Origin of the sequence: Yoonia sp. R2331, assembly GCF_041103235.1 — a bacterium.
Taxonomy (GTDB): domain Bacteria; phylum Pseudomonadota; class Alphaproteobacteria; order Rhodobacterales; family Rhodobacteraceae; genus CANMYO01.
On the sequence record NZ_JBGCUN010000002.1, the window covers coordinates 225,599 to 237,328 of the forward strand.

Genomic DNA, 11,730 nt, shown 5'->3' on the forward strand with positions numbered 1-11,730 from the left:
TTCGCATATCTATTTGTAGATAAATGATAATATCTGATACTACTGATATATTAGGGATATCTCTGTTGGCCTAAGACTGGGGATAAACCTGCGCATGAATTTGTAATCCACAGATTCGGGCAACCCATAATCATCATCATCCTTCTTTTCTTTCTTTCTTTATTAAGGAAGAACAAGACCATGAAAGAGAGGATCACATGAGCTGGCTTCTGCCATTCTATGATTGGATCAAGGCATTACATATCATTGCGGTGATTTCCTGGATGGCTGGAATGTTCTATTTGCCCAGGCTGTTTGTCTATCATGCTGAGAAAGCGACCGTAGGGTCAGAGCTTGATCAGACGTTCCAAGTGATGGAAGCAAAGCTGCTGCGTGTAATCATGAACCCGGCAATGATTGTATCATGGGTATGTGGTCTTTTGTTGATCGGGATGGGGGCGTTTGATTTTGGCGCTGTGTGGAGTTGGGCGAAGCTTATCGCGGTCTTAGCAATGTCAGGCGCGCATGGTTGGTTGGCCGCGCGCCGCAAAGACTTTGCCGCGGGCCAGAACACGCGCAGCGGGCGGACTTATCGGTTGATAAACGAGGTGCCGACCGTTTTGATGTTTGTCATTGTGATTGCCGTGATCGTGCGTCCGTTCTAGGTTTTGTTGACTCCGCGCTGGAAGCGCCTTAGATGAAGCGGCGCTGCCCGTCCGGGCGACAAGCGTTTTCCAATCGTAAGAACACAATGCGGGCCGTTTCGGTGCGCTCATGGAATATAATATGTCCCAACATCGTCTGAACCTTGCTGACCTGAAGGCGCAAAGCCCCAAGGATCTGTTATCGCTGGCTGAAGAGCTTGAGATCGAGAATGCCTCGACCATGCGGAAGGGCGACATGATGTTCGCGATTCTGCGTGAACGTGCAGACGAAGAGTGGCTGATTGGCGGTGATGGGGTGCTAGAGGTCGTCAAGGACGGCTTTGGCTTTCTGCGCTCGCCAGAGGCGAATTACCTGCCCGGTCCTGACGACATTTATGTGTCACCTGAGATGATCCGCCAGCATTCGCTGCGGACCGGCGATACGGTCGAAGGGTTGATCAAGGAACCGAACGACAGTGAACGCTACTTTGCTCTGAACACGGTTGAACGGATCAATTTCGAGGACCCGGAAAAGACAAAACACAAAGTTGCCTTTGACAACCTGACCCCGCTTTATCCAGATGAGCGACTGAAGATGGAGGTTGATGACGAGCACCAGAAGAAAGACCGGTCCGCGCGGATTATCGATCTGGTGTCGCCAATTGGTAAAGGGCAACGTTCCTTGATCGTGGCGCCCCCGCGCACGGGTAAAACGGTGCTGCTGCAGAACATCGCGCACTCGATCGAGAAGAACCACCCAGAGTGTTACTTGATCGTCCTGTTGATCGATGAACGCCCAGAAGAAGTGACGGACATGCAGCGGTCTGTGAAAGGTGAGGTTGTGTCGTCGACGTTTGACGAACCCGCAGACCGTCACGTCGCGGTGTCCGAAATGGTGATCGAAAAGGCAAAGCGCCTGGTTGAACACAAGCGGGACGTTGTGATCTTGCTTGATTCGATCACTCGTCTTGGCCGTGCGTTCAACACCACTGTGCCGTCCTCTGGCAAGGTGTTGACCGGTGGTGTGGATGCCAATGCGTTGCAACGGCCCAAGCGCTTTTTTGGTGCCGCGCGGAACATTGAGGAAGGCGGATCGTTGACGATCATTGCGACCGCGCTGATCGATACCGGTAGTCGGATGGACGAAGTGATCTTTGAGGAATTCAAAGGTACGGGTAACTCTGAGATCGTGCTTGACCGCAAGGTAGCGGACAAGCGTGTGTTCCCTGCGATGGATATCCTCAAATCCGGTACCCGGAAGGAAGAATTGTTGGTCGATAAGAACGATCTTGCGAAGACATATGTCTTGCGGCGGATCCTCAACCCGATGGGCACGACAGATGCTATCGAATTCTTGCTTGGTAAGCTCAAGCAGACCAAGACCAACGCTGACTTCTTCGATTCTATGAACACCTGACGACGATGTCGCAGGATACGATATTTGCGCTGGCCACTGCCGCCGGCCGCGCGGGTATTGCCGTGGTGCGCGTATCGGGACCGAGGGCGTTTGAGCTTGCTGGTGGGTTGATGTCTGACCTGCCGGTGCAGCGGGGCTTGCGGGTTCTTCGGTCTGCGGATGGGGTTGTTCTGGACCAGGCTCTGGTTTTGTCCTTTCCAGGTGAAAAGAGCTTTACCGGTGAGCCGGTTGTCGAACTTCACCTGCATGGTAGTCCGGCGATTGTGCGGGCGGTCCTATCTGCATTGGAAACGGCAGGTGGCCGCAGCGCGGAAGCAGGTGAATTCACCCGGCGGGCATTGGAGAATGGCAAGCTTGACCTCGCCCAGGTGGAAGGGCTGGCGGATCTGATCGACGCAGAAACAGAAGCGCAGCGGAAACAGGCGATGCGCGTTTTTGCTGGTGGCTTGGGAAATTTGGCAGAGGCTTGGCGCGTTGATCTGATAAGAGCGGCAGCGTTGATCGAAGCGACCATTGATTTCGTCGATGAGGATGTCCCCGTCGATGTCACACCAGAGGTTCAGGCATTGCTGACAAAGGTTGCATCTGACTTGAGCGCTCAGATCGATGGTGTCGCCATTGCAGAGCGGATCCGGGATGGATTTGAGGTCGCGATTGTCGGCGCACCTAACGTGGGAAAATCGAGTTTGCTGAACCGGCTGGCCGGACGTGATGCGGCGATCACGTCGCATGTCGCTGGGACGACCCGCGATGTGATCGAAATTCAGATGGATTTGGCGGGGTTGCCCGTGACCTTGTTGGACACTGCTGGTATCAGGCAAACAACTGATATTGTTGAAGAAATTGGCGTTCAACGTGCTGTCGATAGGGCACGGTTGGCGGACATTCGGTTGTTCTTGGTAACGGATCAGGATGATTTTCCACTTCCCGTTGAAACTGGTGATCTCGTGGTCCAAGGCAAGGCCGATGTGCGTGCTATAGATGGACTGGCGGTGTCTGGACTGACGGGCCAAGGTTTGGACGCTTTGTTGGCGGCACTTACGTCAGAGCTTCAGAAGAGAGCAGGCTCAGCCGGAGTCGCAATGCGGGACCGCCATCGGGTTGCGATGATGGATGCGCGGGATCGCATAGATGGGGTGCTCATCGATCTGACACAGAGTCGGCCAATGGACCTTCTGGCAGAGGATATTCGGCAGGCGATCCGGGCGGTTGACATGATCGTCGGGCGCGTGGATGTAGAGGACCTTCTGGACGAGATTTTCTCTAGCTTCTGCATCGGAAAGTAGGATGTTTCACGTGAAACACTTTGACGTTGTGATCGTGGGCGGTGGCCATGCTGGCTCTGAAGCGGCGTGGGCTGCGGCCAAAATGGGCGCAAAGGTCGCGCTGGTCACGCTGCGGAAGGATTCAATTGGTGTGATGTCCTGTAACCCGGCAATTGGCGGCCTTGGCAAAGGCCACCTAGTCCGAGAGATTGATGCGCTGGGTGGTTTGATGGGGCTTGCGGCCGACGCGGCTGGTATTCAATTTCGCCTGCTCAATCGCACTAAGGGTCCGGCTGTTCGTGGACCACGTGCGCAATCTGACCGGGTCCTCTATCGGGAATTTGTCCAGGCGTCGCTTGCTGGACTAGAGAATCTGGCCGTGATTGAGGCTGAGGCGACCGATCTGCGTGTTGCAAGTGGTGAGGTTACAGGGCTTCATCTTGCGGACGGTACGACACTTTCGACCAAGAGTGTTGTTTTGACGACCGGAACGTTCCTTCGTGGGGTTATCCATATCGGGGATGTATCGCGCCCCGGCGGCCGTGTCGGTGATAACGCCTCTGTCGCAATGGCCGAGCGTTTAGATAGCTTTGGTCTGCCGATGGGCCGTCTGAAAACGGGCACACCGCCTCGTCTAAACGGTCTTACGATTGACTGGGAGCGTTTGGATAAGCAGCCAGGCGATGAAGACCCAAGTTTGTTTTCATTTATGTCTGTGGCACCTGCGGTCCGTCAAATTTCTTGCGGCATCACCCATACCAACACACAGACCCATGATATCATTCGGGAAAACCTATCCAGATCAGCGATGTACGGCGGACATATTGACGGTGTTGGTCCCCGCTATTGCCCATCTATCGAAGATAAAGTGGTTCGGTTTTCGGATAAAGATTCACATCAAGTCTTTCTCGAACCAGAGGGACTGACCACCAGCACCGTCTACCCTAATGGGATCTCAACCTCTCTGCCGGCGGAGGTGCAGGAACAATACGTTCGTTCCATGACGGGGCTCGAAAAGGTCGAAATTGAGCAGATGGGCTATGCCATCGAATATGACTACGTCGATCCGCGTGCGCTGCGCATATCGCTCGAATTGAAGGCCTGTCCTGGATTGTTCCTTGCGGGCCAGATCAATGGCACAACGGGATACGAAGAAGCGGCCGCACAGGGACAAGTGGCGGCAATCAACGCTGTGATGCGTGCGCGTGATCAAGATACTGTCGTGTTCAGCCGTAAAGACAGCTACATCGGCGTGATGATTGATGATCTGACCAGCCGGGGTGTGACGGAACCTTACCGCATGTTTACGTCACGTGCCGAGTTTCGGCTTCTTTTGCGGGCTGACAACGCCGATCAGCGCTTGACCGAAAGAGGACGTAAATTGGGGTTGGTTGACGATCAGCGGTGGGCGAATTTTGAATCAAAGATCGAAAAAATCAAACGCGGTGCCGCGACGCTTTCGCAGATTACACTATCGGCGCGTGACATTGCGTCGTCTGGTGCAAAGCTGAATGTAGATGGCCCAAAGCGAACGGCGCTTGATGCGCTTTCCCTAAACGACTTTGGCTTTGCTGAGCTACGCGGGATTTCTAACGCGGTTCCTGCGCTTGAACCGGGGATCGAAGAGCAAATCAAGAACGACGCTCTTTATTCCAACTACATCAAAAGACAGGAAAAAGACATTGCCGCGATGGCGAAAGATGAAGCAACGATCATTCCGCGCGATACGGACTTTGGTGCCTTGGGGGGTCTGTCTGCAGAGCTCGTGCAGAAGCTCACAGCGGCACAACCTGAAACGCTCGCGCAGGCGCGTCGCATTGACGGCATGACGCCGGCGGCTCTTTTGGTGCTTTCGGGTTATCTGAAACGGTATAGCAGTGAAAAGGCTGGTTGATGCCCATCCTGATCGGCGACGTTGATGTTTCACGTGAAACAATGGAGCGGCTCAAGTTGTTTGAGTCGCTTGTTGTCAGATGGTCCCCAAAAATAAATCTTGTCTCCAAGGTTGATCTGACGGACCTGTGGCAACGGCACATCCTTGATTCTGCACAGGTTTTCAATGCAGACTTGCCCAAATCCAACCACTGGGTCGATCTTGGTAGCGGTGGTGGTTTCCCGGGAATTGTCGCTGCAATCATAACTACAGAATTTGCGCCCGAGCGGTGGTTCACGTTGATCGAAAGTGATCAGCGAAAATCGACATTTCTGCGTACCGCTTTGCGTGAATGTGGTGTGACTGGTCAAGTTATTGCTGACAGAATTCAATCTGCAGCTCCCCAAAGTGCAAATATCCTGTCCGCACGCGCCTTGGCACCCGTCACCGATCTTCTCGCTCATGCAGTTCGTCATATGAATGAAAACGGCGTTGCATTGCTTCACAAGGGCAGGAATTATGCTCAGGAACTGGATGCAGCGAAACGGGTTTGGTCCTTTGATGTGACCACACATCAAAGCCTGACCGCACCTGACAGCTGTATTCTTGCCATAAGGAATATCCGACGTGCAGACGCCCAATAGCCTCAACCGCGCCAAGATCATCGCGGTGGCAAACCAAAAGGGCGGCGTCGGCAAAACCACGACCACAATCAACCTTGGCGCAGCGTTGGCAGAGGCAGGATGCCGCGTTTTGCTGATCGATCTCGACCCACAAGGGAATGCCTCAACTGGCCTCGGTATTGATCACAGCAAGCGTTTGGTAACCACCTATGATCTGCTCGTTGGCGACGCCACACCGGGCGACGCGATCCAGGTTTCAAATGTCGAGGATCTCCTGGTCATTCCAGCGACAACAGACCTCAGCTCTGCAGATATCGAACTGATTTCCAACGAAAAACGCAGTTTCCTTTTGCACGATGCGTTGCGGCAATTGTCGATGGATAGCTATCAACTTGACTACATCTTGATCGATTGCCCGCCATCCCTCAACATCTTGACGGTCAATGCAATGGTGGCTGCGGACTCTGTCATCGTCCCGTTACAATCTGAGTTCTTTGCTCTCGAAGGCTTGTCGCAACTCATGCTCACCATCAGAGAGGTCCGGCAATCCGCAAACACCAACCTGCGGATCGAAGGGATCGTGTTGACGATGTACGACAAACGTAACAACCTCTCGCAACAGGTCGAGGCGGACGCCCGCGAAAATCTGGGCGGTTTGGTCTTCGACACCCTCATCCCGCGCAACGTGCGGCTCAGCGAGGCGCCGTCTTTCGCGATGCCAGTCCTGTCCTACGATCCAACGTCATCTGGTGCGCAGGCCTACCGTGCGCTGGCGCAAGAAATCCTGACGAAATCCAAAGCTCCGATCAGAAAGGTCAGCTAAATGGCAAAATCATCAAAGCCGCGTGGCCTCGGCCGTGGCCTTTCGGCACTCATGGCGGATGTACAGACGGATGCGCCCGCCGCTGACGCACCCAAGCGACCCGATTTGACGCTTCCGATTGACAGCATTCGTCCCAATCCCGATCAGCCGCGCCGGACATTTGACAATGACGCGCTGTCTGAACTCGCCGACTCGATCAAGGAAAAGGGCGTGATCCAGCCCCTGATCGTGCGCCGGGACCCGAACGATGGCCAAAGCTATCAGATCGTGGCAGGCGAACGCCGGTGGCGCGCGTCACAAATGGCGCAACTCCATGAATTGCCGGTCTTGATCCGCGACTTCGACGATACCGAAGTGCTAGAGATTGCGATTATCGAGAATATCCAACGTGCTGATCTCAATCCCGTTGACGAAGCGACCGGCTATCGCCAGTTAATGGATCGCTTTGGTCACACCCAGGATCAAATGGCTCAGGCGCTCGGAAAAAGCCGGAGCCACATTGCCAACCTGTTGCGATTGCTCAATCTTCCCGACCCTGTCCTTGGTTGGCTGGCGACGGGGAAGCTCACCGCGGGCCATGCCCGTGCGCTTGTGGGCCACGATGACGCGACCAAGCTCGCACAACACATCATTCAAAAACGCCTCAGCGTGCGCGAGGCGGAAAAGATCGCCAAAACTGGCTTGCCGCAAAAGGGATCAAAGCGGAGCCCAGCTGGCGGCACAGCAAAAGACGCTGACACCGTCCAGATCGAACAAGAGCTGACCGCTCATCTTAAAATGAAGGTCGCCATCGACCACAAGCCCGGCCAGGAAGGCGGCAAGCTGACGATAAACTACCAGTCGTTCGAACAGCTTGACGATCTTTTGCGGACACTCGGTGGCGGCTAATCTGCCAGCAACCCTCGCAAAACACCGTTCAAGACAGGGCGAAACGCAGGTGCGACAGACAGTAAACTTTCTGACTGTTGAAGTTGGCCGTGTTCTAATAAGTTATTGATATTGTTTAATAACCTTTCACCACCTAGCGCCTCTAAGCGTTCCATCGAAACGCCCTCGAACACCCGCAACCCCATGAGCAAGAATTCTGTCATCCGCGCCTCAGCCGACAACTGCTCTCGTGAACCTTCGCCTTGGCCTTTCATTTCGACTTGGCGCAACCATGCTGTCGGGGCCAAAGGCGTTTCTGTCGCCCAGCGCTGGCCACCCAACGTCAACCTGCCATGCGCCCCCGGTCCGATCCCAGCGTAATCACCGGATTGCCAATAAATCAGATTATGGCGGCTTTCTTCGCCACGACGCGCGTGATTGGACACCTCGTAAGCCTCGTACCCAGCCGCTTCACACAAATCCTGCGTTGCGAGATACATATCAGCCGCCGTGTCATCGTCTGGCAAATCACGCAACTTACCGGCGGCAAACCGATCACCAAATGCGGTCCCCTCTTCGATCGTCAACTGATATAGCGACAGGTGATCCGCGGCGAATGCCAACGCTTCTTTCAGCTCGGCTCGCCATTGATCCAACGATTGACCTTGCCGCGCATAGATCAAATCAAAGGACACACGATCAAACGCTGCGCGCGCGACGTCAAAGGCCTGCATCGCCTCTCGCACAGTATGCAACCGGCCCAAGGCCTTTAGGTCTACGTCATTTAGCGCCTGCACGCCAAGGGACACCCGGTTCACACCTGCATCACGGTACCCTGCGAAACGCCCCGCTTCGACGGATGTTGGATTGGCCTCCAACGTGATTTCGCAATCATTCGCGATGGTCCAAGTCGAGCGGACATGCTCCAGAATTGCGTTCACCAGTTGGGGATCCATCATGCTTGGCGTCCCGCCGCCAAAGAACACGGACCGAAGTACCCGGCCCTCAGTTTCCCGTCCGACACGTGTGATTTCGTGTAGATAAGCGTTTTGCCAACGCGCCTGATCAATCGCGCCGACCACATGGCTATTAAAGTCGCAATAGGGACACTTGGCCTGACAAAACGGCCAATGAATATACAGGCCAAAGCCCGCAACTTGCCAATCCTCAGGCAAAGCAGCCCTTGACCAATTTGGCAAAGGCATCCGCCCGGTGAGAGATCTTGTTCTTTTCCCAGCGATCCATCTCACCACATGTGATGTCATATCCATCGGGTTGGAACATCGGGTCATAGCCATGCCCCTGATCACCCCGCATCGGCCACACGACCTGGCCGTCCATCACGCCAGGAAACACCTCATCATGACCGTCAGGCCATGCAAGAACCAATGTACTACAAAACCGTGCCTTGCGTGGATAAGGCGCGTTCACCGCTTCCAACTCATTCCAAGTCCGCGTCATTGCCATTACGAAATCGCGGCCATCTGGCGTTTCGGACCAATCCGCGGTGTAAACACCGGGCGCGCCGTTCAGCCCATCAACCTCGATCCCGCTATCGTCAGCAAGTGCCGGCAAACCTGTGGCTTTTGCCGCTGCATGAGCCTTGATCCGCGCATTCCCGACAAAGGTGGTCTCGGTTTCGTCAGGTTCCGGCAGATTGTGATCCGTGTTCGAGGTAATCTTGATCCCATAGGGCGACAAAAGATCAGCAATCTCTTCCAGCTTGCCTTGATTATGCGTCGCTACAACTAGCTGATCCCCGTCAAAGCGCCGCATTAGCTGACAGCCGCCATCTGCGCCACATTCAACTCACCAATGCCTTTTTCCGCCAAATCCAGAAGGCCATTCATCTGGTCACGGGTAAACGTTTGGCCTTCGGCACTCATCTGCACTTCAACCAGCTTGCCGGCGTTCATGATGAAATTGCCGTCAACACCGGCCTCAGAGTCTTCGGGGTAATCAAGGTCCAACACCTCTTGTCCCGCATAGATGCCACAAGAAATTGCCGCAACGGGATCAATCAGCGGATCACTTGTGATCACGCCTGCTTTCATCAGCTGGTTCACGGCTAGTTTTAGGGCCACCCAGCCACCAGTGATTGACGCACAGCGCGTGCCGCCATCGGCCTGAATCACATCGCAATCCACCGTAATCTGCCGCTCGCCCAGCGCCACACGATCAACACCAGCCCGAAGCGACCGTCCAATCAAACGTTGGATTTCCTGCGTCCGGCCGCCCTGCCCGTTCTTGGCTTCGCGGCGCATGCGCGTGTGTGTCGCGCGCGGCAGCATTCCATATTCCGCCGTGACCCATCCCAGCCCGCTGTTGCGCATGAACGGCGGCACCTTTTCGTCAACAGACGCGGTGCACAGCACATGGGTGTCACCCATCCGGATCATGCAGGACCCTTCCGCATGCCGGGTCACGCCGACCTCAATCGAAACGTCACGCATCTGATCAATCTGACGGCCTGATGGGCGCATGGAAAACTCCTGAGTTTTGGTTGCGTTCTCGGCTTACGCCCCCCACCTTCCGTTGCCAACCCCGATTGACGTTCCATGCACGCTGGTTTTAATTGCCCAGCCTCCTAACTGGTGATCCATGTCAGACGAGATTCCGCAGCTTGAAACGATGAACGCCCGCACGCGCGAGGTTTTTCGCCGCGTGGTCGAAGGCTACCTCGAAACCGGCGCGCCCGTTGGTAGCCGGACCCTGACGCGCACACTGTCCGAAAACGTCAGCGCCGCCACGATCCGCAATACCATGCAGGACCTCGAATTTCTGGGCCTTCTGGGCAGCCCGCACACTTCTGCTGGACGGATGCCGACAGAAATTGGCTTGCGCATGTTTGTTGATGGACTGCTCGAAGTTGACGACCTCTCGGGCGAAGATCGCAGCCGCATCGACCAAACGCTTGATTCCAATTCTGATGACGTGACCACTTTGCTCGATCGCGTGGGCTCTGCCCTGTCGGGTGTCACACATGGTGCCAGTCTCGTGCTGACCCCAAAGCATGAAGCACCGATCAAGCACATTGAATTCGTGTCACTTTCCCCAGACCGCGCCCTTGTGGTCCTGGTCTTTGCGGATGGTCACGTCGAGAACCGGATCTTCACACCACCCCTCGGCCAAACCCCATCATCAATGCGCGAAGCGGCCAATTTTCTGAATGCCATCGCCGCCGGCCAAACGCTCTCTTCTTTGGGTGAAACCATCAAGCGCGAAATCGTGGCGCGCCGTCAGGAAATTGACAGCTTAGCTGCAGAACTTGTGCAGTCTGGTGCGGCCCTTTGGGCAGACGAAGGCACCGCTGATGAGCGCCTTATCGTGCGCGGTCGTGGCAACCTTTTGCCCGAATCTGAAACCGATCTGGAACGTATCAGAACCCTTTTTGACGACTTGGAACGCAAGCGCGATATCGCCAGTTTCCTGGAACTTGCCGATCAGGGTGAAGGCGTCCGCATTTTTATTGGCTCAGAGAACAAATTGTTCTCACTTTCGGGTTCCTCTCTGGTGGTTTCTCCTTATATGAACGCCGACCGAAAGATTATCGGCGCGGTTGGGGTAATTGGCCCGACCCGCCTGAACTACGGGCGCATTGTGCCCATCGTGAATTACACCGCACAGCGCGTCGGCCAAATGATTTCCGACCGCTCCTGACAGGAAGACAAACATGTCCGACAAAGACCTCGATGAACCACTCAGCCTTGATGAACTCGCCGCCGAAGGCGACGAGATGGAGGCCGCTGGCGATGAGGGTGTTCTTGAACGCATCGCCAATATCGAGGCCGAGCGGGATGAGTTTCGTGACAAATGGATGCGCGCGCTGGCAGATGCTGAAAACGTGCGCAAACGCGCCGACCGTGATCGCCGCGAAGCAGAGAACTATGGCGGTTCCAAGCTGGCGCGTGATCTACTCCCAGTTTACGACAACCTCCGCCGTGCGCTGAAGTCCACCGAGGAGGCTGAAGGCGACGCCAACAAAGCGCTGCTCGAAGGTGTGGAGCTGACGATGCGCGAATTGCTCAATGTCTTCAAAAAGCACGGTATCGAACCGATCGTGCCCGAAGCCGGTGACAAGTTCGATCCGCAACTTCACCAAGCCATGTTCGAGGCCCCCGTACCCGGCACAAAGTCCGGCCACATTCTCGAAGTGATGGCCGAAGGGTTCCTGCTTCACGACCGGCTCTTGCGCCCCGCGCAGGTCGGTGTCAGCTCGATGCCCGCGTCTTGATCGGA

At 55.3% G+C, this 11,730-nt stretch carries 12 protein-coding genes; 9 read left to right on the forward strand and 3 right to left on the reverse strand.

Annotated features, from left to right (window positions below; all coding sequences use genetic code 11):
* The first annotated feature begins 197 nt into the window (after positions 1-197).
* From hemJ to AB3Y40_RS15895, 7 genes are all read left to right on the forward strand, one after another.
* Positions 198-644, forward strand: a complete 447-nt coding sequence (gene hemJ / locus AB3Y40_RS15865) for a protoporphyrinogen oxidase HemJ (RefSeq protein ID WP_369439853.1) — start codon at positions 198-200, stop codon at positions 642-644.
* A gap of 121 nt (positions 645-765) precedes the next feature.
* A complete protein-coding gene (gene rho, locus AB3Y40_RS15870; protein WP_369439854.1) occupies positions 766-2,040 on the forward strand; it encodes a transcription termination factor Rho in 1,275 nt (424 codons plus the stop codon).
* Positions 2,041-2,045: 5 nt separating this feature from the next.
* Positions 2,046-3,326, forward strand: a complete 1,281-nt coding sequence (gene mnmE, locus AB3Y40_RS15875; RefSeq protein ID WP_369439855.1) for a tRNA uridine-5-carboxymethylaminomethyl(34) synthesis GTPase MnmE — start codon at positions 2,046-2,048, stop codon at positions 3,324-3,326.
* 1 nt (position 3,327) lies between these two features.
* Positions 3,328-5,199: a tRNA uridine-5-carboxymethylaminomethyl(34) synthesis enzyme MnmG gene (gene mnmG / locus AB3Y40_RS15880; protein WP_369439856.1), complete on the forward strand. Its 1,872-nt coding sequence runs from the start codon at positions 3,328-3,330 to the stop codon at positions 5,197-5,199.
* Positions 5,199-5,822, forward strand: a complete 624-nt coding sequence (rsmG, locus tag AB3Y40_RS15885) for a 16S rRNA (guanine(527)-N(7))-methyltransferase RsmG (RefSeq protein ID WP_369439857.1) — start codon at positions 5,199-5,201, stop codon at positions 5,820-5,822. Before mnmG ends, rsmG begins: the two co-directional genes overlap by 1 nt.
* Entirely contained in the window at positions 5,806-6,624 is an 819-nt protein-coding gene (locus AB3Y40_RS15890; RefSeq protein WP_369439858.1) for a ParA family protein, read from the forward strand. The genes rsmG and AB3Y40_RS15890 overlap by 17 nt, the downstream gene beginning before the upstream one ends.
* Complete coding sequence (locus tag AB3Y40_RS15895; protein ID WP_369439859.1) at positions 6,625-7,512, forward strand: ParB/RepB/Spo0J family partition protein; 888 nt, start codon at positions 6,625-6,627, stop codon at positions 7,510-7,512.
* On the opposite strand, the gene hemW is transcribed toward AB3Y40_RS15895, so the two are convergent.
* From hemW to rph, 3 genes are read right to left on the reverse strand one after another with little or no spacing between them, the layout of a single operon-like run.
* Complete coding sequence (gene hemW, locus AB3Y40_RS15900) at positions 7,509-8,696, reverse strand: radical SAM family heme chaperone HemW (RefSeq protein ID WP_369439860.1); 1,188 nt, start codon at positions 8,694-8,696, stop codon at positions 7,509-7,511. The genes AB3Y40_RS15895 and hemW overlap by 4 nt on opposite strands.
* Positions 8,659-9,267: an RdgB/HAM1 family non-canonical purine NTP pyrophosphatase gene (gene rdgB, locus AB3Y40_RS15905; RefSeq protein ID WP_369439861.1), complete on the reverse strand. Its 609-nt coding sequence runs from the start codon at positions 9,265-9,267 to the stop codon at positions 8,659-8,661. Before rdgB ends, hemW begins: the two co-directional genes overlap by 38 nt.
* Positions 9,267-9,974: a ribonuclease PH gene (gene rph, locus AB3Y40_RS15910; protein ID WP_369439862.1), complete on the reverse strand. Its 708-nt coding sequence runs from the start codon at positions 9,972-9,974 to the stop codon at positions 9,267-9,269. The genes rdgB and rph overlap by 1 nt, the downstream gene beginning before the upstream one ends.
* A 118-nt stretch (positions 9,975-10,092) precedes the next feature.
* Here rph and hrcA point away from each other — a divergent pair, with 118 nt between their 5' ends.
* On the forward strand, positions 10,093-11,151 hold the full coding sequence (gene hrcA / locus AB3Y40_RS15915; protein WP_369439863.1) for a heat-inducible transcriptional repressor HrcA: 1,059 nt from the start codon (positions 10,093-10,095) through the stop codon (positions 11,149-11,151).
* A gap of 13 nt (positions 11,152-11,164) precedes the next feature.
* On the forward strand, positions 11,165-11,725 hold the full coding sequence (locus AB3Y40_RS15920) for a nucleotide exchange factor GrpE (protein ID WP_369439864.1): 561 nt from the start codon (positions 11,165-11,167) through the stop codon (positions 11,723-11,725).
* Positions 11,726-11,730: the final 5 nt, after the last annotated feature.

Coding starts and splice junctions, on each gene's coding strand:
- mnmG (WP_369439856.1), top strand. CDS start 3,328: ATGTTTCACGTGAAACACTTTGACGTTGTGATCGTGGGCGGTGGCCAT.
- hrcA (WP_369439863.1), top strand. CDS start 10,093: ATGTCAGACGAGATTCCGCAGCTTGAAACGATGAACGCCCGCACGCGC.
- hemW (WP_369439860.1), bottom strand. CDS start 8,696: ATGCCTTTGCCAAATTGGTCAAGGGCTGCTTTGCCTGAGGATTGGCAA.
- mnmE (WP_369439855.1), top strand. CDS start 2,046: ATGTCGCAGGATACGATATTTGCGCTGGCCACTGCCGCCGGCCGCGCG.
- rdgB (WP_369439861.1), bottom strand. CDS start 9,267: ATGCGGCGCTTTGACGGGGATCAGCTAGTTGTAGCGACGCATAATCAA.
- rsmG (WP_369439857.1), top strand. CDS start 5,199: ATGCCCATCCTGATCGGCGACGTTGATGTTTCACGTGAAACAATGGAG.
- hemJ (WP_369439853.1), top strand. CDS start 198: ATGAGCTGGCTTCTGCCATTCTATGATTGGATCAAGGCATTACATATC.
- rph (WP_369439862.1), bottom strand. CDS start 9,974: ATGCGCCCATCAGGCCGTCAGATTGATCAGATGCGTGACGTTTCGATT.
- rho (WP_369439854.1), top strand. CDS start 766: ATGTCCCAACATCGTCTGAACCTTGCTGACCTGAAGGCGCAAAGCCCC.
- AB3Y40_RS15895 (WP_369439859.1), top strand. CDS start 6,625: ATGGCAAAATCATCAAAGCCGCGTGGCCTCGGCCGTGGCCTTTCGGCA.
- AB3Y40_RS15920 (WP_369439864.1), top strand. CDS start 11,165: ATGTCCGACAAAGACCTCGATGAACCACTCAGCCTTGATGAACTCGCC.